The 25,008-nt window shown below is 28.9% G+C and carries 20 protein-coding genes and 1 other annotated feature; of the genes, 16 read left to right on the forward strand and 4 right to left on the reverse strand.

Annotation, left to right across the window (positions count from 1 at the left end; translation table 11 throughout):
• Positions 1 to 93 precede the first annotated feature (93 nt).
• From ytxC to pheT, 6 genes are all read left to right on the forward strand, one after another.
• Positions 94 to 984, forward strand: coding sequence for a putative sporulation protein YtxC (ytxC, locus tag H8S20_RS00940; RefSeq protein WP_186859055.1), 891 nt, complete (start codon positions 94 to 96; stop codon positions 982 to 984).
• A 249-nt stretch (positions 985 to 1,233) separates the two neighbouring features.
• Positions 1,234 to 2,580, forward strand: a complete 1,347-nt coding sequence (locus tag H8S20_RS00945) for a TrkH family potassium uptake protein (protein ID WP_032118983.1) — start codon at positions 1,234 to 1,236, stop codon at positions 2,578 to 2,580.
• Between the two features lie 10 nt (positions 2,581 to 2,590).
• Positions 2,591 to 3,262 (forward strand): potassium channel family protein, encoded by a 672-nt coding sequence (locus H8S20_RS00950; protein ID WP_032118982.1) that lies wholly within the window; start codon positions 2,591 to 2,593, stop codon positions 3,260 to 3,262.
• A gap of 11 nt (positions 3,263 to 3,273) precedes the next feature.
• Positions 3,274 to 4,056 carry a TrmH family RNA methyltransferase gene (locus H8S20_RS00955; protein ID WP_032118981.1) on the forward strand — a complete coding sequence of 261 codons (783 nt, stop codon included), beginning with the start codon at positions 3,274 to 3,276 and terminating at the stop codon, positions 4,054 to 4,056.
• Positions 4,057 to 4,117: 61 nt separating this feature from the next.
• Positions 4,118 to 4,339: a binding site (T-box leader), on the forward strand.
• 69 nt (positions 4,340 to 4,408) lie between these two features.
• Positions 4,409 to 5,428 (forward strand): phenylalanine--tRNA ligase subunit alpha, encoded by a 1,020-nt coding sequence (gene pheS, locus H8S20_RS00960; RefSeq protein WP_032118980.1) that lies wholly within the window; start codon positions 4,409 to 4,411, stop codon positions 5,426 to 5,428.
• 17 nt (positions 5,429 to 5,445) lie between these two features.
• Positions 5,446 to 7,824: a phenylalanine--tRNA ligase subunit beta gene (gene pheT / locus H8S20_RS00965; protein WP_032118979.1), complete on the forward strand. Its 2,379-nt coding sequence runs from the start codon at positions 5,446 to 5,448 to the stop codon at positions 7,822 to 7,824.
• Positions 7,825 to 7,929: 105 nt separating this feature from the next.
• Here pheT and H8S20_RS00970 read toward each other — a convergent pair whose 3' ends face one another.
• On the reverse strand, positions 7,930 to 8,811 hold the full coding sequence (locus tag H8S20_RS00970; RefSeq protein WP_051986908.1) for a DUF2156 domain-containing protein: 882 nt from the start codon (positions 8,809 to 8,811) through the stop codon (positions 7,930 to 7,932).
• Between the two features lie 200 nt (positions 8,812 to 9,011).
• Between H8S20_RS00970 and H8S20_RS00975 the strand changes: the two genes are divergently transcribed.
• Positions 9,012 to 9,548, forward strand: a complete 537-nt coding sequence (locus H8S20_RS00975) for a hypothetical protein (protein WP_032118977.1) — start codon at positions 9,012 to 9,014, stop codon at positions 9,546 to 9,548.
• Between the two features lie 82 nt (positions 9,549 to 9,630).
• Here H8S20_RS00975 and H8S20_RS00980 read toward each other — a convergent pair whose 3' ends face one another.
• Complete coding sequence (locus H8S20_RS00980; protein WP_186859056.1) at positions 9,631 to 10,548, reverse strand: radical SAM protein; 918 nt, start codon at positions 10,546 to 10,548, stop codon at positions 9,631 to 9,633.
• Between the two features lie 144 nt (positions 10,549 to 10,692).
• Here H8S20_RS00980 and H8S20_RS00985 point away from each other — a divergent pair, with 144 nt between their 5' ends.
• The 6 genes from H8S20_RS00985 to H8S20_RS01010 all read left to right on the forward strand — a co-directional run bounded on the left by H8S20_RS00985 (position 10,693) and on the right by H8S20_RS01010 (position 18,399).
• Positions 10,693 to 11,583, forward strand: a complete 891-nt coding sequence (locus H8S20_RS00985) for a cell division protein ZapA (protein ID WP_186859057.1) — start codon at positions 10,693 to 10,695, stop codon at positions 11,581 to 11,583.
• Positions 11,584 to 11,722: 139 nt separating this feature from the next.
• A complete protein-coding gene (locus H8S20_RS00990) occupies positions 11,723 to 14,077 on the forward strand; it encodes a U32 family peptidase (RefSeq protein ID WP_186859058.1) in 2,355 nt (784 codons plus the stop codon).
• Between the two features lie 12 nt (positions 14,078 to 14,089).
• A complete protein-coding gene (locus tag H8S20_RS00995) occupies positions 14,090 to 14,434 on the forward strand; it encodes a hypothetical protein (protein WP_032118973.1) in 345 nt (114 codons plus the stop codon).
• Positions 14,435 to 14,448: 14 nt separating this feature from the next.
• Positions 14,449 to 16,806 carry an endonuclease MutS2 gene (locus tag H8S20_RS01000; protein ID WP_032118972.1) on the forward strand — a complete coding sequence of 786 codons (2,358 nt, stop codon included), beginning with the start codon at positions 14,449 to 14,451 and terminating at the stop codon, positions 16,804 to 16,806.
• A 123-nt stretch (positions 16,807 to 16,929) separates the two neighbouring features.
• The gene (locus H8S20_RS01005; protein WP_186859059.1) at positions 16,930 to 17,379 is read left to right on the forward strand and encodes a 2-thiouracil desulfurase family protein; all 450 of its coding nucleotides are present in this window, start codon (positions 16,930 to 16,932) and stop codon (positions 17,377 to 17,379) included.
• A complete protein-coding gene (locus tag H8S20_RS01010; RefSeq protein WP_186859060.1) occupies positions 17,380 to 18,399 on the forward strand; it encodes a hypothetical protein in 1,020 nt (339 codons plus the stop codon).
• Between the two features lie 47 nt (positions 18,400 to 18,446).
• Here the strand turns inward: H8S20_RS01010 and H8S20_RS01015 are convergent, their stop codons facing one another.
• Entirely contained in the window at positions 18,447 to 18,611 is a 165-nt protein-coding gene (locus H8S20_RS01015; RefSeq protein WP_186859061.1) for a hypothetical protein, read from the reverse strand.
• An 18-nt stretch (positions 18,612 to 18,629) separates the two neighbouring features.
• Positions 18,630 to 20,456, reverse strand: a complete 1,827-nt coding sequence (glmS, locus tag H8S20_RS01020) for a glutamine--fructose-6-phosphate transaminase (isomerizing) (RefSeq protein WP_032118969.1) — start codon at positions 20,454 to 20,456, stop codon at positions 18,630 to 18,632.
• A gap of 862 nt (positions 20,457 to 21,318) precedes the next feature.
• On the opposite strand from glmS, the gene H8S20_RS01025 reads away from it, so the two are divergent.
• The 3 genes from H8S20_RS01025 to H8S20_RS01035 all read left to right on the forward strand — a co-directional run bounded on the left by H8S20_RS01025 (position 21,319) and on the right by H8S20_RS01035 (position 25,002).
• A complete protein-coding gene (locus H8S20_RS01025; RefSeq protein WP_051986907.1) occupies positions 21,319 to 21,909 on the forward strand; it encodes a 50S ribosomal protein L25 in 591 nt (196 codons plus the stop codon).
• 111 nt (positions 21,910 to 22,020) lie between these two features.
• Positions 22,021 to 23,748 carry a phospho-sugar mutase gene (locus H8S20_RS01030; RefSeq protein ID WP_186859062.1) on the forward strand — a complete coding sequence of 576 codons (1,728 nt, stop codon included), beginning with the start codon at positions 22,021 to 22,023 and terminating at the stop codon, positions 23,746 to 23,748.
• 165 nt (positions 23,749 to 23,913) lie between these two features.
• A complete protein-coding gene (locus H8S20_RS01035) occupies positions 23,914 to 25,002 on the forward strand; it encodes a tetratricopeptide repeat protein (RefSeq protein ID WP_032118967.1) in 1,089 nt (362 codons plus the stop codon).
• Positions 25,003 to 25,008: the final 6 nt, after the last annotated feature.

Below are 25,008 nucleotides of genomic sequence, written 5' to 3' on the forward strand. Positions count from 1 at the left end.
AAAATAAGAAAAAATCAAGGGTTGTTTACTTAATATTGATGGTATAGAGATGTTATTTTAATACATACTATTATTAAGAAGGGAGTGAAATCTATGATAGTATTGAATTTACGACGTAATGATGACCTTGATTTCGTAAAAGAGCTGCAAGAGTTGAGAGACATATTAAAGAAAAAGAATATTACGATAGGTCTCGTGGAAAGTTTTGAAGGTGACACTCATTCAGTAAAAGTTATATGCGATGAAAAGTGTTATGATGAGAGAGTTAAAAATACACTTTATCTATATATCAGTAATATTCTATACAATATTGTATTAGAACAATATAGAAAAAAAGAAATGTTCGAGTTTTTGATGGAAAATTATTTCTTTTTAAAGCAAGATGAAATTTTAGAAGTAGAAGATATAATTATGAGTGTTCTAAAAGGTGAAGCTACAGTAAATGATGATAGAATGATATATTGTTTAAATAAAGTAAACTCAATAATAGAGAAAATAAAGGAATGTTTAGAGGAAAATGAAGAGATAAACATCCAAGGCTTTGTAACTTTTAGAATGAAAGAATTAAGACAGGGGATAGAAGATATAATTGAAAAAGTTGTAGAAGAGTACATGGTAGAAAAGGAATATAAAGAATTTGTGAAGTTATTAAAATACTTCGTTGATATTCAAGAAAGCAGAATTGATGAAATTAATATTTTTATACAAGATGGTGGTGGATATATCATTAAAGATAAATATGGCAATGATATATTTGAAGAATTTATTAAGGAACTTTCAGAGTGTAAGGTGGATACCGAAGCTAATATAGAGGATGTTATAATAAGCGGATTAATTACTAATGCACCAAAAAGTGTAATAATTCATGGAAAAGAAAAATGTAATAATAAGGAGTTTATAAATACAATAATAAATGTTTTTGGAGAAAGAGCATATTGTTGTAAGGGATGTAGTGAGTGCAAAATAGTTAAAACTAAAATATAATTATTTTATTACTAAGAAAAATATAGTTTCTAAGATTAAGATTTTGGAATTGTTAAATATAGATTTTATTTAGGCGACTTTTAAGTCGCCTTTATTATTATATATAAATAAAATTATTTAATGGACTATGAAAATAAATGTAAAGATGGTAAAATACATGGAGGACAAATATTAACACCCAACAAATAAAATAATATATATAGAGCAAAATAATAAAAGTAGTTAAAATGAAACCTACGAGGTGAGATTATGCAATTTAATTTAAGAAAAAATACTAAGCTTAAAGGAGTTCAAATTTTAGCATTAGGTTTTTTAGCAGTGATATTGATTGGAGGAATAATATTAACTTTACCTATATCATCTGCAAGTGGAGAAACGACTAATTTTTTAGATGCGCTATTTACAGCTACATCTGCTGTATGCGTTACAGGGTTAATAACACTAGATACTGGAACTCATTGGAGTATGTTTGGTCAAACAATTATTATGTTATTAATAGAAATTGGTGGACTTGGATTCATGTCTTTCACAACATTAATAGCAATCGTATTAGGGAAAAAAATAACATTAAGAGATAGGCTGATATTACAAGATGCTATGAATACTTTTAATATTCAAGGCCTTGTTAAGATGGTGAAATATGTAATAGTGTTTACGGTAACAGTTCAACTTTCTGGAGCACTTTTATTTTCGACACAATTTATACCACAGTTTGGAGTAGCAAAAGGATTATTCTATAGTGTATTTCACTCTATATCTGCTTTTTGCAATGCGGGTTTTGATTTATTTGGAAATTTTTCAAGTTTAACAGGATATAGTTCAAATTGGGTAGTTTTACTTGTAGTTAGTGCCTTGATTATAATTGGGGGTATAGGCTTTACAGTATGGATAGAAATTTACAATTTTAAAAGCATTAAAAGACTTTCATTACATTCAAAAATAGTTATTTTAGTTACAACTGTTTTACTTGTATGTGGAACAATACTTATGTTTATTTTTGAACATAATAATCCAAACACCATGGCTAATATGAATATTGGAGATAAGGTAGTAAATTCATTTTTTGCAGCAGTAACTCCAAGGACTGCGGGATTTAATTCAATATCTACAGCAGGAATGACTAATGCAGGAAATTTTTTAACGATTATACTTATGTTCATAGGTGGTTCGCCAGGATCAACTGCTGGTGGGATTAAAACAACAACTATGGGTGTGTTAATAGTAACTGTTATATGTGTTATAAGGGGACGTGATGATGCAGAAGCATTTAAAAAGAGATTTCCTAAAGAATTAGTATATAAAGCATTTACTTTATTCTTTATAGGAGGAGTTTTAATAATAGGATCAACTATGTTATTATCATATACAGAAAAAGGGGCATCATTCCTTTCGGTATTATATGAAACTACTTCTGCCTTTGGAACAGTAGGTATAACTTTAGGGTTAACTCAACAACTTACTGAAGTTGGTAAAGTGTTAATAATGATAATGATGTATTTAGGCAGAGTTGGACCATTAACTGTTGTATTATCATTAATGAGAAATAAAAATAATAATGGTGTAAGATATCCAGAAGGAAAAATACTAATAGGTTAGGAGAGTAATTATGGCGAAGAGTAAACAATTTGTAGTTATAGGTTTAGGAAGATTTGGGGAGTCTGTAGCAAAGACTCTTTATGGGTTAGGTCATGATGTATTAGCTGTAGATATGGATGAGGATATGGTTCAAGAAATTTCAGATTCTGTAACTCATGCGGTTCAGATGGATGCAACAGATGAGTCAGCACTTAGAACTTTAGGGTTAAGAAATTTTGATGTTGCAGTAGTTACAATAGGATCGAATATACAAGCTAGTGTTATGGTAACATTATTAGTTAAAGAATTAGGAGTTAAATACATAATAGCAAAAGGACAAAGTGATTTACATGCTAAGGTATTATATAAGATAGGTGCTGATAGAGTAGTTTTACCTGAAAAGGATATGGGAGTTAGAGTTGCTCATAATCTTGTATCTGCAAGTATTTTAGATTACATTGAATTATCACCAGATTATAGCATAATGGAAATGAAAGCATTAGCAGAATGGAATGGTAAGACACTTACTGAGCTTAAGCTTAGAAGTAAATATGGAATTAATGTAATGGCAATAAAGAAAAATGATGATATTAATATCTCTCCTAGCGCTGAAGAAGTTATTTCTACAGAAGATATAATAGTAGCTATTGGTTCAGCAGAAGATTTAGCTAAGATAGAAGAGATTATGTCTAAGCAAAAATAGAGGTGTAGAAATTGATATCAATAGAAAGTAAAGAGAATACATTTTTTAAGCTAGCGAAAAAGCTTAAAGATAGAAAAGGTAGAAATAAAGAACAAAAATATATAATAGAAGGCTTTAGATTAATACAAGAAGCATTTAAGGCAGGATGTAAAATTGATTCTATAGTTGTAAATGCTGATGGAGAGAAAAAAATAAGTCAATATTTAGAGGGGTATATCGATAATATAAAGATATATTTAATGGAAGATAGCCTTTTTTCACAACTTACTTCTACCGAGAATCCACAAGGAATAATTGCAATACTAGAGATAGAAGATAAAAGAGAAAACTTAAATGGAGATTTCTATCTTCTATGTGATAAAGTTCAAGATCCAGGTAATTTAGGTACCATAATCAGAACTGCACATGCAGCAGGAGTAACTGGAATTATACTAACAAAAGGTACTGTTGATATATATAATGATAAGGTTATAAGATCTACAATGGGTTCTATATTTTATGTTCCGATAATACATGATAATGATTTGTCGTTTTTAAAAGAACTAAAAAATGATGACTTTAGTTTAGTTGCTACTTCATTGCAAGAATCTAAAGATTTCTTTAGAGAGGATTTAAGTGGTAAAATAATTCTTTCAGTAGGAAATGAAGGAAATGGTATAAGCGATGAAATTTTTGATATGGCAGATATTAAAGTTAAAATACCAATGCCTGGTGGAGCTGAATCTCTAAATGTAGCTATAGCAACATCTATAATTTTATTTGAAAGAGTTAGACAAAATATATCAAATAAATAATTTTACATAAAACTATTGAAAATATTGTCTTTTAGATGTATAATCAGTTGTAATTTAATATAAAAATACTGTGATTGAGAGAGTAGGTATAAAAACTTTTTCAGGGAGAAGAGGTCATAGACTGTAAGCCTTTTTATTAGAATTTATATTGAAGTTCGCTCAGGAGTACTAGCTGTGAAACGAAGTAGTAGCTAGCGGTTTTTACCGTTATTAAAATTAAGTTGGATATTTGTTTTATAATAAATATCAATTAGGGTGGTAACGCGGATATTCCGTCCCTTTGTGGGGCTGAATATCCTTTTTTTTATTGGAAAAAATACCATAATTTAATTCGTTAGAAGGGAGAATACAAATGCAAGAAAAATTATTAGCAATTAAAGAAGCTGCTTTTAATGAAATATCTGCTGCAGAAAATAGTGGAGCATTAGAAGAAATAAGAGTTAAATACCTTGGGAAAAAAGGGGAGCTAACTACTATCCTTAGAAGTATGGGAGCTTTATCAAAAGAAGAAAGACCTGTAGTTGGGAAATTAGTTAATGAGGCTAAAAATGAGGTAGAAGAGAAATTAGAAGAGGTTAGCAAAAAGATTAAAGAAAAAGAAAAGAATGCTAAACTTGCTAGCGAAGTTATAGATATATCATTACCAGGTAAAAGAAATGTTATAGGAAAAAGACATCCTTTAGATTTAACATTAGAAAGCATGAAAGAAATATTTATTTCAATGGGATTTACTATAGAAGAAGGACCAGAAGTTGAATTAGATCACTATAACTTTGAAGCTCTAAATATACCAAAGGACCATCCGGCAAGAAGTGAGCAAGATACTTTCTATATAAATGATAACATAGTATTAAGAACTCAAACTTCTCCAGTTCAAGTTAGAACTATGGAGAAACAACAACCTCCTATAAAAATGATATCACCAGGTAAGGTTTATAGATCAGACGCTGTAGATGCTACTCACTCACCTATATTCTATCAAATGGAAGGTCTAGTAATTGATAAGGGTGTTACTTTTGCAGACTTAAAAGGAACATTAGAATTATTTGCTAAAAAGATGTTCGGGGATAAGGTTGTAACTAAATTTAGACCACACCACTTCCCATTTACAGAGCCATCAGCAGAAATGGATGCTACTTGCTTTGTATGCGGTGGAGAAGGTTGTAGAGTATGTAAAGGAAGCGGATGGATTGAAATTTTAGGATGCGGAATGGTTCACCCTGAAGTTTTAAGAAATTGTGGAGTAGACCCAGAAGTTTATAGTGGATTTGCTTTCGGATTTGGTGTAGACAGAATGGTTATGCTTAAGTACGGAATAGATGATATCAGATTATTATACGAAAGTGATATGAGATTTTTAAATCAATTTTAATTAGGAGGTAAAGTGAGATGAAAGTACCATATAATTGGTTAAAAGATTATGCAGAAGTAAATGTAGATGCAGTTACATTAGGTGATAAATTAACTCTTTCAGGTTCAGCTGTAGAAGAGGTTATTATACAAGGTGACAATATAAAAAATATTGTTACAGGAAAGATTACTAAAATAGAAAAACATCCAGATGCTGATAGATTAAATGTATGTCAAGTAAATATTGGAGCTGAAGAAGAAATTCAAATAGTTACTGCAGCTACTAATATGAAAGAAGAAGATGTAGTTCCAGTTGCTCTTCATAAATCAATTTTAGCTGATGGAAGTGAAATTAAAAAAGGTAAGATGAGAGGCGTAGTATCTAATGGTATGTTCTGTTCTGAAGAAGAACTAGGAATTGCTGGAGATGAACCAGTTCATGGATTAATGATATTACCACAAGATGCACCTCTTGGGATGGATATAAAAGAATACTTAGGTTTAAACAAAGCTATATTAGATTTTGAAATAACTTCTAATAGACCTGATTGTTTAAGTATAGTTGGTATGGCTAGGGAAACGGCAGCGACTTTAAGAACTTCTTATAAAATGCCAAATATGAACTTTGAAGTAAAATCATCAGCTAATATTAATGATGAATTAAAAGTAGAAGTAAGAGATGATTTATGTAGAAGATATATGGCTAGAGGTGTTAAAAATGTAAAAGTAATGCCATCACCAGGTTGGATGCAAGAAAGACTTTTAGAAGCTGGGGTTAGACCTATTAACAATATAGTTGATATAACTAACTTTGTTATGTTAGAGATTGGGCAACCAATGCATGCTTTTGATGCTAGACAAATAGAAAGTGGAAAAATTGTTGTTGAAAAAGCTAAAGATGGAGAAAAATTCACTACTTTAGATGAAGTAGAAAGAGAGCTAACTTCAGATTTCTTAATGATTAAGGATGGTGAAAAATCAGTTGCATTAGCTGGAATAATGGGTGGATTAAACTCAGAAATTCAAGATGATACAACAGAAGTTATATTTGAATCAGCAAACTTTGAAGGAACTAATATAAGAGTTAGCTCTAAAAAGTTAAATTTAAGATCAGAAAGTTCTTCAAGATTTGATAAAGATATAGACCCTAACTTAGCTAAGCTTGCTATAGATAGAGCTTGTGCACTTGTTTGTGAATTAGCATGTGGAGAAGTTATGGAAGGAACTATAGATGTTTATAATCAAGTTAAAGAAGAAGGCTCTATAACTGTAGATTCAGCTTGGATTAATAAATTCTTAGGAACAGATATATCTAAAGAAGAAATGAAAGAAGCTTTAGACTCTTTAGATTTAAAAGCGGAGATTAAAGGTGAAATGTTAGATATAACTATACCTACATTTAGAATAGATATAGCTATAAAAGAAGATATAGCTGAAGAAGTTGCTAGAATTTATGGATATGATAAGATTCCTACAACAGTATTTAAGGTATCTACTGAAAGAGAACCTAAATACAAAAATGAATTATTATCAGATAAAGTTGTAGATATAATGATTGGAAGCGGCGTTAATCAATCTATCAGTTATTCATTTGTATCACCTAAGGTGTTTGATAAAGTTAATATACCAGAAGATAGCGAACTTAGAAATGTTGTTAAAATAAAGAATCCATTAGGTGAGGATTATAGTGTAATGAGAACTACTACATTACCATCAATAATGGAGTGTTTATCTAGAAACTATTCTAGAAACAATGATTATGTTAGATTATTTGAAATAGGAAGAGTATATATTCCCAATGAAGTAGAAACTGAGTTGCCAACAGAGAAAAATATCTTAACTATAGGTATCTATGGTGATTGCGATTACCTTGATCTTAAAGGAATAGTGGAAAATGTAATTGAAGGATTAGGTGTAGATAAAGCTAAATATGCACGTGAAAGTGAAAATCCAAGTTACCATCCAGGAAAAACTGCAGCATTAATGGTTAGAAATAAGAAAGCAGGAGTATTTGGGGAAGTTCATCCAGATGTAACTGAAAACTATGGAATAGATGTAGATTGTTATGTAGCAGAATTAGACTTAGATTTACTATTCCAAGCAGCTACTACAGTTAAATCATATAAACCATTACCAAAGTTCCCAGCTGTAACAAGAGATATTGCACTTTTATGCGATGACTCTATATTAGTTGCTGACATAGAAGACTGTATAAGAAGAGCTGGTGGAAACTTAGTAGAAAAAGTACAATTATTTGATATCTATAAGGGAGCACAAATACCAGAAGGTAAAAAATCAATAGCTTATGCTATAGCTTATAGAGATGAAAAGAAAACTTTAGAAGATAAAGATATATCTAAAGTTCACGATAAAATCCTAAAAGCACTAGAACACAAACTAGGAGCTGTGTTAAGATAACTGACACTCTAAATCTCCGATTTAGTTAGTGGAACTTACTTATTTAATATCACGAAAATTAGTTTTCTTAACTTAAAAATAAAGTAGTAATTCAAAAGTGAATTACTACTTTATTTTTACAAAATATTTATTTAGAATTTTATATGGGTGATAAGATTCTTTTGATTTTTGTAGACCTTCATGTCCGCAGTCTTCTTCTCTATTAACATATTTAGTATCTTTAAAAGATGATTTTAAAAATTCATTATTTATAAATGCATAAATTCCACGATAGTCTGTATTGCATTTTTCTATATGAATTATAGCTGAATCATTAAAAACTTCACCTATAGAAAAACCAGCTAAGACATCATCAACATATACAGCTATAGAATTTAGCGATAAATCATTAAGAGAATATAAAATGTTTTTTATAGCAGATGGTTCGATTAATAGTTCCTTTGAGCATATACATTTTTTATTTTCCCAGTTAGATAGAAGTATTAAGCAATCAGTTATTATTTTTTCACTATTTATAGGAGAAGAAGAAAAGTTATATGAATTAATAAAATTATTATAATGATTTCTTTTTTTATGATATTTTTTTCCTTTAAGACTAATTAAATCAGTAGTAAGATAAATATATTCAGAAGAGTTTTTGTTTTCTAGAACTTCTATGGGGTAACGTTTTTTTAATAAATTAAGATAGTTGTTATCTATATCACCTAATAAATATTTAAAGTTTACGTAGTTACATTTTAAATAATCTAAAGTTTTATATAACGACTCAGTATTATCTGAATAAGGCATCATAAAGAAAAAACCGTTATCTTCATCGTATTTTTGAACTACTAAAGTATCGTAAATTATACCTACATTAGTTTGACAAAGGTCTTTCCATAAATATAATGAGTTAAAAGAGTACTCATATGATAGTGTAGTTATAGATTTTGAATAAGAATCTATCAAGTTTTTATCTTCATAAGAAATTGGATGTAAATCTAACAAAACTGCCATCTCCTTTGTTAAAAAATAGATATATAATATTGTATTTTTGATTCATAGATATTGTGATAGTTATAATTCCAATTAGTGATAATAAATAGCAACTTGTAATTATATATGAATATATGTAAAATATAAAAGAAAAGCTATTAGGTATGTAATTAATAGCTTTTTATATAAGTTAAGACATTAAGGAGTAGACAATGAGCAGCATAAATAACAAAGCATTAGAAGAAAAAGTTGGACAACTTAAAAAAGCTATAGAGATAGTTGGTGGAAAAGAAGAGATAATCGAAAAGTGGAGCGATAATGATAAAATAATGAGTTATATCATTACTAAACTTTTTGAAGAAGATAAAGTAACTTTTGAAGTTTCTGATAAAGAATATTCTATAAATAGATTGCTAGCAATAAAATTAGATTATGAGAAGTACTTCTTAAAAAATAAAAGTAAAACTATTGAAAGCATAATTTACAAGATTAAAAAGTATGATACAAGTCTTGATTCTTTAATAAGAAAGTATAAAAAGACAAGAGGGATAGAGGAGTATAATAAAATATTCTCTACTTTAGAAAAGACATATAGAAGAGATATAAACATGATTATTTTAAAAGAAATTGATAGTAAGATTATAGAATCATTATTATTTGGAGAAGAGGAAAAGTATTATGGAGAATACTTAAATCAAAAGAAGAAAGCTTTATTAGATGGGGTTATTAGCAAAATGGGAATAGTTTAACCCATAATTAAGAATTAGAAATTAAAAAAAGTCAGCCTTTGCTGACTTTTTTCATTAATTATAAACCATTAAATTTTAATTGTTAACTGTCTATAGATTTTACTCCTTCATTTTTAAAGCTAGGAACATAGTTTTCTGAGTTAGTTCCTTCTTCTTGAATAAATCCATTTTTAACGCCTATATTTACTGCGTAATTTATAAGTGAATCGTAAATTTTAGGATTAATTGGTTTATTTATTTCTGGATAATTTTTAGCGTTATATAAAGGGGTATATTGATTCATAAAGGATATATAGATATTATCACCAAAGTTGTTATAAAGATTATCTATAACTTTTTTGGAGTCAAAAAGAAGTCCTGGTAATAATAAATGTCTTACTATAACGCCTTTTTGAATTATGCCGTCTTTAAATTGAGGTTCACCTACTTGAGAAACCATTTCTTTTATAACTTCTAATACATTCTTGCTATAGCCTGGAGCCTTTGAGTAAGCAATTGAATATTTATCATCAAAGTATTTAAAATCAGGCAGATACACATCTATATAACCATTTAGTAACTTTATTGTTTCTGGAGAATCAAATGAATTAGTATTATAAAGTATAGGTATTGTAAGCCCATTACTTTTAGAAATTTTAAGAGCCTCAATTATTTGTGGAACATAATGAGTTGGTGTAACTAAGTTGATATTGTGAGCGCCTTGAGATTGAAGCTCTAAAAATATTTCTGATAATCTGTTTATAGAAATTTCAAGTCCATTTCCTTCTTGAGATATTGAATGATTTTGACAAAAAACGCATTTTAAGTTGCAGTTAGAGAAAAAAACTGTACCAGATCCATTAGATCCAGAAATGCAAGGCTCTTCCCAATGATGAAGTTTAGCTCTTGCTATTTTTAAAGTGTCTGTAGAATTACAGACTCCTACTTGCCCATTAAGTCTATCTATTTTACAGTTTCTTATACAAAGAGTACAATTTTTCAATAAATAATTATAGTTCAATATAAACACCTCAATGAAAGTATAACAAGCTTAATAAAATTTATCAAATAATCCCCTAAACTGTGGCATTAACTAAGGAAAGTATAGTTATTTAAAGCTTAATATGGTATAATATAAATAATTATAGTAAACGAGGGGTGCAAAATGAACACGGTAACGGTTAAGATAAATGGTGTGGAATATAATTTAAAAGGAAAAGAAAATGAAAAATATTTATTAGCAGTAGCAGAATATGTTGATGGTAAGTTTAGAGAGATATCTGCCAATAATAGTAAGTTAAGTACCACAGCTGTTGCTGTATTATCTGCATTAAATATAGCTGATGAATATTTTAAATGTGAATTAGATAATGAAGATTTAGTAAAAAGAAAAAATTCTTTAGAGGAAAAGTGCGTTGCTTTAAAAGAAAGGCTTAAAGAAGTCAAAGTAGAGTCTGAAGAGTATAATAAGATAAAAAACAATGAGGTAGATAATTTAAAAAATATTATTTGCTCTATGGAAGACAAAATTAAAGATGTTGATAATCTTTATAGTACAATAGATACTTTGCATAAAGAATTAGAAGAAACAAAACAAAAGCTACAAGCTGAAAAGGAAGAACTACAAAATAATTTTGCTATACAAAAAGAAGAGTTAAAACAAAATTTTAATCATGAAAAAGAAAACTTAACAGAGTCTTTTGATAAAGAGGTAGAAGAGTTAAAGAAAGCTTTAGATGAAAAAGAGCAAAAGGTTAATTTACTTAACTTGAAAAATGAAGAGTTACAAAAAAGTGAAACTTATTTAAAAGATTCAATAATATTAAAAGAAAAAGAAATAGAAGAATGCAAGTATAATAGTGACGAAGTTAAAAGACTAAAGAGTAGAATAAATAGCATTGAAAATGAAAAAGATGTTCTTAAAAAGAATAATAAAGAATTAAAGTTTAAGCTACAAAATTCAAGGTATAAATTATTGGATTTAGAAAAAAAATTAAATGATGCTAATTTTAGCCTTGCAATAGAGAAAAAAATTAAAAACCCACTACTAAGATAAGAGCCTGTCCTATTGCGGATAGGCTTTTCTTTTAGTGTTTAATTAAGTTTAAGATGGAAAAGTAAATGTATTTATGATATAACAAAATAAGTACAAAATAAACAAAAGAGTAAATTTAGATTATATAGGAGAGAGTCTTATGAATAAAGTAGAAGTTTTAGCACCAGCTGGCAGTATGGAAAGTCTTTATGCAGCAATAAACAAAGGTGCTGATGCAATATATCTTGGAGGAAATAAGTTTTCAGCAAGAGCATATGCATCAAATTTTGATAATGATAATATGATAAAAGCTATAGATTATGCACATAGTTATAATATAAAAGTATATGTAACTTTAAATACTATTCTTAAAGAAAATGAAATCGAAGAAGCGGTAAAATATGTAGGATTTCTATATGAAATAGGTGTTGATGCATTAATTATACAGGATGTTGGATTGTTAAAGAGAATAAGAGAAGAATTTAAAGATTTTGAGTTACATGCATCTACCCAATTAACAGTTCATAATGGTGAGGCAGCATTATATTTTAAAGATAAAGGATTCCATAGAATTGTTTTATCAAGGGAGTTAAGCTTAGATGAAATTAGATATATATCTAAGGATTTAGCAATTGAAACAGAAATGTTTGTACATGGAGCATTATGTATAAGCTATTCTGGACAATGTTTAATGAGCTCTATAATCGGCGGAAGAAGCGGTAATAGAGGTAGGTGTGCTCAACCATGTAGAATGGAATATACATTAAAAGGTGAGAAGACTGGTGAAAAAAGAGGGTACCTATTAAGTCCTAAGGACATGTGTACAATTGAAGATGTTAATGAAGTTATAAATACAGGAACATATTCATTAAAAATTGAAGGTAGAATGAAAAGGGCTGAATACGTAGCCGGGGTAGTCGATAACTATAGGAAAGCTGTAGATAAGGCTTTGTTTAATTCAAAATATGATAGTCAGGCTGGAAAGAGACAGCTTTTACAATTGTTTAATAGAAGTGGATTTACAAAAGCATTCTTACAAAAAGATACGGGTAAGGATATGATGAGTTACAATTCTCCAAAGAATGCTGGAGTTCCACTAGGCAAAGTAGATAATAATGGAGAGGTTATATTAAAAGAAGACATTAAATTAGGTGATGGTGTTAGATATAGGGATAAAGGATTTACATTAAGTAAAATACTTTTAAATGGAAAAGAAGTTAAAGAAGGTAAAAGAGGAGATAAAGTAAAGGTATTTCCAATAGATTATAAAAAAGGTGATGAATTATTCAAGAGCTTAAATAAAGAATTGTTTGATGAATTAGAAGGATATTTAAAGCCATTTTATAAAAAGATACCATTAGAAGCTAAAGTGAATTTTGAAGTTGATAAACCGTTCTCTTTAGAGGTTACTTATAAAGGGAAAGATTACAAATTCTTAGGTGAAGTAGTTCAAAAAGCTGAGAAAAGACCTTTAGATAAAGAGAGAATAGAAGAGGCTCTTAAAAAGTCAGGAGATGTTCCATTTAAGTTTGATAAAGTAAATTTTGAAAGTTTTGAAGATGGATTTTTAAGAGTATCAGATTTAAATAACTTAAGAAGAGATGCCTTAGAATCTATAGCTAAAGCTATAAGTAAAAGTTATAGAAGAAGAAGGCCAGCAAAAGAAAATCACAAAGATAGTGTAATAAATAAGGAAAATATAGAAGAAATATTTAGTTGTATCACAAGAGAACAGGCAGATGCTTTAATAGAGTGCGGAGCTAAAGATATAGCTTTTGATTTATTTAGTAGAGAGTTAGGAGCTTTAAGATCAAAGGATTTAATAGAGTTAAGTCAAAAGTATGGAGATAATATAAGATTTTATATAAAGACATCTACAATAGTTAAAGAAGAGTTTAGCTCTATATGTGAGACTATAAATAAAGTCAAACCTTATATAAAGGGGATAGTTAGTTCTAATGTAGGTATAGTTAACGTATTTAAAGACCAATTATATATAATTGGCGATTATAAGCTTAATATTATGAATTCAGAAAGCTTAAAGTTCTATCAAAAAGATATGTCATTACCAACTTTAAGTCTAGAGCTTAATAGAGGAGAAATAAAAGCTTTAGCTAAAAAAGCAAAAGGAAATATGGCAATGATAGTTTATGGTAAGCCAGAGTTAATGATAAGTGAGTATTGTCCAATAGGAAGTACTTTTGGTGGGAAGGATTCTGAAAAGAAATGCAACATTGCCTGTGCAAAAGATAGATTTACACTTATTGATAGAGTAAATGAAAGATTAAGAGTTATGACTGATCTTTATTGTAGAAGTTATATATTAAATCCAGTTCCTTTAAATTTATTTGACGAAATAGATTCTATAAAAGAATTTGGAGTAACATCTTTAAGGTTTGATTTTAGAGATGAAAGCTATGAAGAAGTAAAGAATATATATAATATTTATAAAAACAAATTAAAATTCGATAGTAAAGATTATACAAAGGGACAATTTAGAAGAGGAATAGAGTAAGAGGATTAATTTATGAAAATAATTGCTATATTAGCGCTTGTTATAGGATGTATCTTCAGTATATATGAAATGATAGATTCTAATAAGTTAATAAGTAAAGATTGGTTTAAGAGCCTTGATAGAAATAATAAAATCAAAGCTACAACAGTATTAAAAAGTTTTTGGAAGAAAAATATAATTTTAATAGCATTAATGATTGGAGTGTTTTTAATATTAATATCTACGTTTACTGGTGCAGGAAATAGGTATGAAAATATTATAAGTATAGTTGCAGTTATTTTTGCGATACTTTCTATAGTCATAAGTGCTTGGAGTAGAAAGGAATATAATGATAAGATAAGTAAATTTTGTAGGTAAATAAGGAGAGAGTTATGAAGGAAAAAACTCTAAGAGTACTAGAATTTAATAAAGTTAAAGATAAATTAAAAACATATGCAATAACAGAAAGTGGTAAAAGATTAGTAGAGCAACTTACACCTTATAAGTCTATTTACGAAGTAAAGAATAAGCTTGAAGAGAGTAATGAAGCTTTAGATATTCTTATAAGAAAAGGTGCTCCACCTTTTGAGGGGCTATTTGATACAAGAGAAGCTCTAGAAAGAGCTGGAAAAGGTGGGGTATTAACGGCAGGTCAACTTTTAAGAGTTGGTGGCATGCTTAGATGTTCTAGACGTTTTAAGGAGTATATTGAAAGAAAAGATGATGAGGTATCTTATAAACATTTAGAAGACTTAGCGTTCGTTCTTACACCTCTTAAAAAGTTAGAAAGTGATATTGAAAATGCTATAGTTTCAGAAGAAGAAATAAGTGATAAAGCTAGTGGAACTTTATATGGAATACGAAGAAGTTTAAAAGAAAAAAACTCTTCAGTAAGAGAAAAGATTAATTCTATAGTTAGATCAAATTCAAAATATCTACAAGATTCTCTATATACTATGAGAGGAGATAGATATGTAATACCTGTTAAAGCTGAATACAAAGGAGCTGTACCAGGGTTAGTACATGATCAAAGTTCTACTGGGGCTACTCTTTTTATAGAACCAATGAGTTTAGTTAATTTAAATAATGAAATAAAAGAGCTAATGCTTAAAGAAAAAGCTGAAATAGAAAGAATATTATCTGAGCTTTCTGCAAAAGTATATGAAAACTTTGAAGAAGCAAAGAATAATTACAAAATCTTAACTGAGTTAGATTTTATCTTCGCAAAGGGAAAATATGCATCGAAATTGAATGCTGTAATCCCAGCAGTAAGAGATGATAGAAGTTTTGATATAATTGGAGGAAAGCATCCACTTATAGATCCTAAGGTGGTAGTTCCATCAGATATATATTTAGGAGAAGAGTTTACAACTCTTATGATAACTGGGCCTAATACAGGTGGTAAAACAGTAACTTTAAAAACAGTGGGACTTTTACATCTTATGGCATTAAGTGGATTATTAATACCAGCAAGAGACGGATCAGCAGTTGCATTCTTTAATGAAATCTTTGCAGATATTGGTGATGAGCAAAGTATAGAACAGTCTTTATCAACATTCTCATCACATATGACTAATATAGTATCAATTTTAGAAGAAGCTGATAAAGATTCATTAGTTTTATTTGATGAATTAGGTTCAGGAACTGATCCAACAGAAGGGGCTGCTTTAGCAGTAGCGGTAATTGAAACACTAAAAAATAGAGGGGCTAGATTAATTGCTACAACTCATTATAGTGAATTAAAAGGATATGCCCTTAGAACTGTAGGTGTAGAAAATTCTTCTGTAGAATTTGATGTAGAGACTTTAAAGCCGACTTATAGATTATTAATTGGTATTCCAGGAAAGTCAAATGCATTTGAGATTTCTAAAAGACTTGGATTAGGTGAAGATGTTATAGTAAAAGCTAAGGATTATATGTCAAAAGAAAATCTTCAATTTGAAGATCTTATTAGAGATTTACAAGAAAAGAGTATAATTGCTAATAAAGATGCTAGGGAAGCAAAACGAATAAAAGAAGAAGCAGAAGATCTTAAAAAGAAATATGAAGAAAAACTTCAGAAGTTAGATAAGGTCAGAGATAAGGCTTACGACGAAGCGAGAAGAGAAGCTAAAGAGATAATAAGCAAAGCAAAAGATGAAGCTGATGAAATAGTTAAGGCTATGAGAGAGCTTGAGAAAATGGGAATTGCAGAAGGCGGAAGAAATAGGCTTGAGGCAGAAAGACGAAAACTTAAAGAAAGTCTTGAAGAAAAAGAAGCTGCAATGGTTAAAGTAAGAGAAAATAATGGAGAACCTTTAAAAAAAGTTACACTTGGAATGGAAGCATTCTTACCATCTTTAAATCAACGTGTTATAGTAATTTCAATGCCTGATAATAAAGGTGAAGTTCAAGTTGAAGCTGGTATAATGAAAATAAATGTTAAATTAAAAGATTTAAGAAAAGTTGAAGTTACTCCTGCAAAAAAAGAGAAAAAGAAGAGAGAATTAAAATTGAATTTGAAATCTGTTGAAAGTAGAATTGACTTAAGAGGAATGGATGCAGAAGAGGCATGTTATAGAACTGATAAGTATTTAGATGAAGCATATATGGCTAATCTAGGCGAAGTTACTGTAGTTCATGGGAAGGGTACAGGAGTTCTTAGAAAAGCTATAAATGATATGTTGAAAAGACATCCACATGTTAAATCATATAGATTAGGTGTATATGGTGAAGGTGGAGATGGCGTAACTATAGTTGAATTAAAGTAGGCATATATTGGGGTAAAGATTTTCTTATATCTTTACTCCAATTTTTATCTTAAAATTAGTTATTATGTAATTTAAAAGAGAATTAGAGTATGCTATAATTGTAGTATATTGGAGGGATAGTATATGTATTTAATTAGTGCTTGTTTGTGTGGAGTAAATTGTAAATATAATGGCGGTAATAATTATTCTAAATATTGCGATGATCTATTTAAAAGTGGTAAAGCAATACTTATTTGTCCTGAACAATTAGGGGGATTGCCTACACCTAGAATTCCAAGCGAAATGATCCAAAAAGCTGAGGATATATTAAAAAGAGAAGGCAAAATATTTACTAAAGATGGAAGGGATGTTACAGAAGAGTTTGTAAAAGGTGCAAATGAAGTTGAAGAAATTGCTAAGAAGCTTAATATAGAAGGTGCTATATTAAAAGATGGTAGTCCGTCTTGTGGTGTGAATTATGTTTATGATGGCACATTTACAGGAAAGAAAATAAAAGGGAGAGGGATTACAGCAGAAATATTAGTTAAAAATGGGGTTTTTGTTATGAGTGAAAATGATATAGGAGGAAAATAAATGGGGATATTTGATTTTTTTAAGAATAAAAATCATAGAAATGTAGATGATGAAGAAGATGTAGAATACATAAATGATGATGATAATTATATAGATGATTACGAAATAAGAAAAGAAGAAAGCGTTCAATATAATTTTAAAATAGAAGAAAGCTTTGAGGAGATAAGCTCAAAAGAAGTTGAACAAACTTTTGAAGAGATATCACCTGAAAGATTAGATTATATAATTACTGAAGAAATTCTAAAGGTAATAGAAAATTATAGAGATTTCGAATCAGTACAGGAAACAGTTAATGAGGCTACAAGAGCTATTGGGGTGAAGAATGTTGAACTCCTTAAAGATTATTTAAAGGGAAGAGTATCTAAGCCTCAAAGAATGAAGATGAAGTATGAAGAGTTAGGTCAATGGGGTAAAATAGTTGAAAATGCAGTGTTAACTATTATATATGGGTTTGGTGAATATGGTGTTGATGAGTTGCTAAAGATATCTGTAATGCCATCGGAAGTAAGCTTTAAAGCAATTAACTTGCTTTGTAAACTTGCTGCAAAGGATATTGAAAGACAAAAGATAATTGATTCAATAATATACATTATGAAACCATTAAGAGAAGATGAGATAATTAGAGTTTTAAACTTCTTATCTCAAATTAAAAATAGTACAAAGGTAGATAGATTATTAGAATTATATTTTAAAAAATATTTACTTGAGAACAATTTAGAATATGCTTATGATACTGTAATTAACAGAGTTAACTTAAGAGGAAAATATATAGAAGACGATCTTATATTTTTTAAGATTTTAGCACTTTATGATGGAAAATTAGAAGCTAATTTAATATTAAAGGGCGAAAAGGGAATTATAGACTTTACTAATGTATCAGATGATATTAGAGTAAAAGCCGCTGTAAGCTACTATTCTTTAAATAAAGAAGATGACGAAATAAATTATAGACTAGTGTACTTAAAAGAGAATTCTTTAGATCTAGAGCTAAGAAAGTTTTTATCAACTGTAATTAAATAGATACAAATTTAAAAGAGTTAGGGAATTATTTCCCTAACTCTTTTTATCTAATTAGATACTTTTAATAAATTTTCTAAATCAGCAATTATTGTTTTTATTAAATCTATTTTACCTTGAGCATAATCTTTCTCATTTAATAGATTAATATATTGTGTCATTATAGTTTCAGTCTCTTTATATTGGTTTAAAAGTCTCAATACTTCTTCTTGCATTTTAATACCCCCACAATACTACTCAACTGTTACAGATTTAGCTAAGTTTCTTGGTTTATCAACGTCACAACCCTTTTGTTTAGCTATATAGTAAGAGATAAGTTGAAGTGGAATTACACTTACAAGTGGAGTCAATAAATCAATAGTTTTTGGAATATAAACTAAATCATCACAAACTTCTCTAGCTATAGTATCACCTTCATTAACAACAGCAAATATATTACCGCCTCTTGTTGATACTTCTCTAACATTACTAATCATTTTATCCTTTAAGTATTCTTGTGTTAAAAGAGTAATAACAGCAGTATCTTTTTCTATTAGAGCAATAGGACCATGCTTTAATTCACCAGCAGCGTATGCATCACAATGAATATAAGATATTTCTTTTAGCTTTAATGAACCTTCCATTGCAACGGCATAATCAAGCCCTCTACCTAAGAAGTACATATCTTTGTGATTATAATGAGATGATGCGAATTTTTGTAATGAATCTTTCATATTAAGAGCTCTTTCTATTTTATCTGGAATTTGTAACAATTCTGATTTAATAGTTTCGATTTCTTCAATACATAAAGTATTCTTTAAAGATGCAAAGTATAATCCAAGAATATAGAAAGCTGCTAATTGAGTAACATATGCTTTTGTTGAAGCAACTGCGATCTCAGGACCGGCTAAAGTATAGAATACGTCATCAGCCTCTCTTGAAACAGATGATCCAACAACATTAGTTATTGCTAATATTCTAGCTCCTTGCTTTTTACCATCTCTTAATACTGCTAGTGTATCAGCGGTTTCACCAGATTGAGAAACTACAATTATTAAAGTTTTATCTGTAATCATAGGGTCTCTATATCTAAATTCTGAAGCTATATCAACTTCAACAGGAATTTTAGCTAGTTTTTCGATAACTGTTTTACCAACTACACCTGCATGATAGGCAGTACCACAAGCTACTATATATATTTTATCAAAGTTTTCAAGCTCTTCTTTAGTGAAGGTTATATTATCAAGAGTTATTTCTTTATTTAAGGCTATTTTACCTAGTAATGTATCTTTAACAGCTTTTGGTTGCTCGTGGATTTCTTTTAACATAAAGTCTTCATATCCACCTTTTTCTGCTGCATCTACATTCCAAGTGACATGATAAATTTCTTTTTCAATTTTTTCGCCTTCTTCAGTTCTAAGTTCTACACCATCTTTTGTTAATATAACAAATTCTTTATCTTCTAAAAGATAAATATTTCTAGTGTAGTTTAAAACTGCTGGGATATCAGATGCTATAAAGAACTCATCATTACCTAATCCAACTATTAGTGGACTATCTTTTCTTACGGCTATAAGCTTATCAGGTTCGTTTTTATTTACAACACCTATAGCAAAGCTTCCTTCTAATTTTGAAGTTGCTTTTACTACAGCATCAAATAAATCACCTTCATAATAAAAATCTATTAGGTTTGGTATTACTTCTGTATCAGTTTCTGAGAAAAAAGTATATCCTTTAGAAGTTAACCATTCTCTTAATTTTATATAATTTTCTATTATCCCATTATGAACAACACTTAAAGTTACATTAGCATTAGAATGTGGGTGAGAGTTAACATCTGATGGCTCGCCGTGAGTAGCCCATCTTGTATGCCCAATTCCAATATTACCGTTTATAGGTTTTTCATTTAAGCTATTTGCAAGGTTTTGAAGACGACCTTTAAATTTTCTAACTTCAATTTCGTTGTTATTTAATACTGCAATACCTGCAGAGTCATAACCTCTATATTCTAATTTTGATAATCCTTCTACTAATATAGAAGATGCTTGTCTATTTCCTACATATCCAACTATTCCGCACATAAATTTAATCTTCCTTCCTATTCCTTATTATAATTAAGTTATGACTATTGTTTTGAAAAAAGGGTATACTATCCCTATAGTTCCAAAACCAATAGGTGGTTTTAACACCAAGTTAGTGTTGTCCTACAAATCACTTTGTAGATTTACTAACTGTTAACGGTAGTGCGATACCGTGGGGCACCCGCCGAAGAATTCGATACTCCCCATCCTCGTCAACTTAAGTGAGCCTCCAAATTTTAATTTGGATAGGCGAACTTACTCAGTTTTATACTGAGACTTTATATGAAAAATCTTAGATTCAGTTCGCCTACATCACTCGGCATAAGCTGAGCAGTTTAAAAAAATCCAAATCTACGATTTTTTGAGCTTACTAATTTTTATTACCAAAGCTTTTATTTATTAGTAAGGCTTGTCACACTTAAGTTCTGGCGCTTTTAAGTTTTATTATAAAATATTGTTCTATAATATTGTCCCCCTTTCACAAAAAATTATTTAACGAGTTAATTCTATCATAAAAAATTTTTTTGTCTATAAAAAATATTTCATAAATTGAAACCCTAATTATAATATAGTACGAAAAAAACGAGTTGTTACATGAGAAAATGATAAAAAAAGATAAAAAAGCATATTTATAGAGATTATATTTAAAAATTTTAGCTATAGATACATATAAATAATTTCGTATTGTGAAATTTATTTGTAAAAATAAGGTAAAAATCTCTGCGAAAAATTTAAAACTCAAATTTGGAAGGTAATTTTATAGAAATATATTGTTTTATTGGATAAAGCTAAAGGAAATGAATAAAAGATAGTTTTTTTGTTAAGAATATTCAAGAGAGTTTTATCGATAGGAGGAATTATTTTGTCAAATTTAGAATTAAAAATGAGAGATAAAAATGTACCCAATAGTGCTAAGAAGGCTAGAAAAAGTGGGAATATTCCTGGAGTACTATATGGAAAAGCTATAAATAATTTTATGTTTGAAGTAGGAGACTTAGAATTAGTTCACGAAATAGCATCAACTGGTGAGCATGGAATAATTGATGTTCTTTTAAATGGAGAAAATCATAAAGCTTTAATTAAAGAGGTGCAAAGAGATCCTGCTACTAATAAAATTATACATTTAGATTTAGAAGAGTTAAAAGGTAAGGATAAAATTATTTCATCTGTACCAATACATTATATAGGAGAAGAATATATAAATCGTAGAGGTTCAGTATTACAAAAGGAAAAAGATAGTGTAAAGATCGAATGTTCTGTAGATTCTCTACCTAAATATATAAATTTAAATGTTGGATCTGGAACAGTTGGAGCTGTATATAAACTTGGAGATTTGGAAGTTGCATCAGAAATATCTATATTAGATGATTTGAATTCTGTAATAGCAGCTGTAAGCTATGAAAGAAAGACTGTATCAGATGATATGGATTTAGCACAAGAAGAAGCAGAATAAAATTAGTAGTATGAGCTTAATAGTAATAATTAGTATTAAGCTCATACTTTTTCTTTAAAAATTTCCCAAAATGTTATATAATATACGAGATAACGTTTAGGAGGGATAGGTATGGCATACAAAGAAAAATATAATTTATGGTTAAACTCAAAAGACATAAATGAAGAAATTAAAGAAGAATTAAGAAGTGTTACAGATGAAAAAGAAATTGAAGATAGATTTTATAAAGATTTAGACTTTGGTACTGGCGGATTAAGAGGGGTTATAGGAGCCGGTACTAACAGAATGAATGTTCATACAGTTTCTAAAGCTACACAAGGGTTTGCTAATTATTTAAATAATTCATTTGAGAACCCATCAATAGCTATAGCTTATGATTCAAGAAATATGTCAAAGGAATTTGCTGAATCTGCAGCATTAACACTTTGTGCTAATAATATAAAGGTATATTTATTTGAAAGTTTAAGACCTACACCAATGCTTTCATATACAGTTAGACATTTAGAGTGTAAGGGTGGAATAGTTATAACTGCTTCTCACAATCCGAAGATTTATAATGGATATAAAGTTTATGATGAATTCGGTGGACAAGTAACTGATGAGAAGGCTAACATAATAATTAATGAAGTAAACAATGTTTCAGATTTTAATCAAATTAAATTAGTATCAAAAGATGAAGCAATAAATAAAGGGCTTTTAGTATATATAGGAGAAGAAGTTGATAAGGCTTATATAGAAGAAGTTAAATCATTAACAATAAGAAAAGATTTAGTAGCTACTAAAGCGAAGGATTTAAAAGTTATATACACTCCAATACATGGTAGTGGAAATATGCCTGTAAGAAGAGTTTTAAAAGAACTTGGATATGAAAATGTTGAAGTTGTTAAAGAGCAAGAGATGCCAGATGGAAACTTTCCAACAGCGCCATATCCGAATCCAGAAGATCCAAAGGTGTTTAGATTAGCTTTAGAAATGGCTAAAGAATCTAATCCAGATATAATATTTGGAACAGACCCAGATGCAGATAGAATTGGTGTAGTTGTTAAAGATAGCAATGGTGAATATCAAGTGTTAACTGGTAACCAAACAGGACTATTATTAAGTAACTATATTTTATCAGCTCTAAAAGAAGAGAATAGATTACCTGAAAATGGGGTTATAGTTAAAACTATTGTTACTTCAGAAGGTGTAAAAGAAATAGCTAAAGCATATAACATTGAAGTTATGGATGTTTTAACTGGATTTAAATATATAGGTGAAAAAATAAGAGAGTTTGGTGAAGCGGGAGATAGAAAATATCTATTTGGATTTGAAGAAAGCTATGGTTATTTAGCAGGTGAATTTGTAAGAGATAAAGATGCTGTAATAGCTTCTATGCTAATTGCAGAAATGACTCTTTATTATAAAGAAAAAGGAATGAGTCTTTATGATGCATTAATTGACCTTTATAAAGAATTTGGATTCTTTAAAGAAGACTTAATATCTATAGAACTAAAAGGTAAAGAAGGTCAAGAAAAAATAGCGCAATGTATAGATTCATTAAGAAACTCAAGCTTAACTGATGTTGATGGAGTTAAGGTTAATACTAAGTTAGATTACAGACTAAGCAAAGAAGAAGATTTAGTTAATAATACAGAGAAAGAAATTAACTTACCGAAGTCTAATGTTCTTAAGTTTATATTAGATAATGGTTCATGGTTTGTTGTAAGACCTTCAGGTACTGAGCCAAAGATGAAAATATATCTAGCTATTAAAGGAACAGGATTAGAAGATTCTGCTGAGAAAATAGCAAGTTTTAAAGAACGTGTTATGACAATAGTTAATGAAAAGTTAGTTTAATTAATGGTTTATATTTTAAACTGAGATATTACAACTAAATTAGTGTAATAATTAAAGCTACTGGGAAACTGGTAGCTTTTTATCATATTTATTGGTTTTATTTGAAAGTTTTATAGGAATAATGTATTATGATAAAAGAAATAATCTACTAGAGGAGTGTAATACATGGATTATAATGCAATGATTAAAGAAAAATTAGGTAAGCTTTTATTTTTAGAGATGAATATTAAGGGTTTTAAAGAAAATATAGGTATACCTGAATATGTAACATTAAGAAATAAAGAATTATATATGCCAATAGATTCAAAATATATAAGTTCAAATATACAAAATGAAATAAAATTAAAAAATATTCCTATATACTGTTTTATAGAAGGGATGTTTACAGCTATAGGTTGCGATGAGAATTTAAGGTTCAATGAGGATTATGAGCTTATATTAGATTATATAAAAGATACAGAGAATTGTATAAAATCTTTAATAAGTAAAGCTATAGAAAAGGATGAACTTTTAAATGGATATCTTTTATTAAAAGGTTACTATAGATATTCAAAAGATTTAGATGTTTATAAAAAGCTTTTATTAGTAGGTGAAGCTATAAGAGAAAAAGATAGTGCTTTTAGTGAAATTCTTATGGGTGATATAGAATATGCAGAAGAAAGATTGTTGAAGATTCCAGAAAGCTACTTATATAAAGCTATGATATTAAAGGAAAAAGGTGAGTTTGAAGCTGCAAGAGTAGCGTTAAATGAGTATTTTAATAAAGGTGGAAAAGAAACTGCAGAAATACAAGTTTTAAATGATGACATTAATAATATTGCTGATTATGAGAAAGCAATAGCTTTATTAGAAAATAATCCAACAAAATCAATAGAGATACTATTAAGATTAGCTAATGATTTTGAGGAGAATCCATTACTTTACTATTACTTAGGGATGGCCTTTAGAAAGTTAGAAAATTATGATAAGGCTATATATTATTTGGAAGAAAGTATAAGAAGAGAAAGTGGTATTCTTGAGGTAGTAGTAGAGCTTGGACTTAACTATGCTTGTATTGGAGAATATCAAAAAGCTATTGATTTGTTTAAAAAGGCTTTTGAAGCATCTAGAGATGTAGAAATTTGCACTAATATTATAATGTGTTACTTAAATATAGGTGATGAGGAGAATGCTAAGATACATTTAGAAATAGCTAAGAAACTTAATCCAGAAGATGAAATAGTAAAACAAATAGAGGAAGTTATAAAAAAATAAGTAATT

Source organism: Clostridium hominis (assembly GCF_014287825.1).
Taxonomy (GTDB): domain Bacteria; phylum Bacillota; class Clostridia; order Clostridiales; family Clostridiaceae; genus Clostridium; species Clostridium hominis.

What these genes read in the sequence shown, in the direction of transcription:
- H8S20_RS01010 (WP_186859060.1), top strand. Translation starts at nt 17,380, where the DNA reads ATGGGGATATTTGATTTTTTTAAGAATAAAAATCATAGAAATGTAGAT.
- H8S20_RS00945 (WP_032118983.1), top strand. Translation starts at nt 1,234, where the DNA reads ATGCAATTTAATTTAAGAAAAAATACTAAGCTTAAAGGAGTTCAAATT.
- H8S20_RS01035 (WP_032118967.1), top strand. Translation starts at nt 23,914, where the DNA reads ATGGATTATAATGCAATGATTAAAGAAAAATTAGGTAAGCTTTTATTT.
- H8S20_RS00985 (WP_186859057.1), top strand. Translation starts at nt 10,693, where the DNA reads ATGAACACGGTAACGGTTAAGATAAATGGTGTGGAATATAATTTAAAA.
- ytxC (WP_186859055.1), top strand. Translation starts at nt 94, where the DNA reads ATGATAGTATTGAATTTACGACGTAATGATGACCTTGATTTCGTAAAA.
- H8S20_RS01015 (WP_186859061.1), bottom strand. Translation starts at nt 18,611, where the DNA reads ATGCAAGAAGAAGTATTGAGACTTTTAAACCAATATAAAGAGACTGAA.
- H8S20_RS01000 (WP_032118972.1), top strand. Translation starts at nt 14,449, where the DNA reads ATGAAGGAAAAAACTCTAAGAGTACTAGAATTTAATAAAGTTAAAGAT.
- H8S20_RS00975 (WP_032118977.1), top strand. Translation starts at nt 9,012, where the DNA reads ATGAGCAGCATAAATAACAAAGCATTAGAAGAAAAAGTTGGACAACTT.
- H8S20_RS00990 (WP_186859058.1), top strand. Translation starts at nt 11,723, where the DNA reads ATGAATAAAGTAGAAGTTTTAGCACCAGCTGGCAGTATGGAAAGTCTT.
- H8S20_RS01030 (WP_186859062.1), top strand. Translation starts at nt 22,021, where the DNA reads ATGGCATACAAAGAAAAATATAATTTATGGTTAAACTCAAAAGACATA.
- glmS (WP_032118969.1), bottom strand. Translation starts at nt 20,456, where the DNA reads ATGTGCGGAATAGTTGGATATGTAGGAAATAGACAAGCATCTTCTATA.
- H8S20_RS00950 (WP_032118982.1), top strand. Translation starts at nt 2,591, where the DNA reads ATGGCGAAGAGTAAACAATTTGTAGTTATAGGTTTAGGAAGATTTGGG.
- H8S20_RS00995 (WP_032118973.1), top strand. Translation starts at nt 14,090, where the DNA reads ATGAAAATAATTGCTATATTAGCGCTTGTTATAGGATGTATCTTCAGT.
- pheT (WP_032118979.1), top strand. Translation starts at nt 5,446, where the DNA reads ATGAAAGTACCATATAATTGGTTAAAAGATTATGCAGAAGTAAATGTA.
- H8S20_RS01005 (WP_186859059.1), top strand. Translation starts at nt 16,930, where the DNA reads ATGTATTTAATTAGTGCTTGTTTGTGTGGAGTAAATTGTAAATATAAT.
- pheS (WP_032118980.1), top strand. Translation starts at nt 4,409, where the DNA reads ATGCAAGAAAAATTATTAGCAATTAAAGAAGCTGCTTTTAATGAAATA.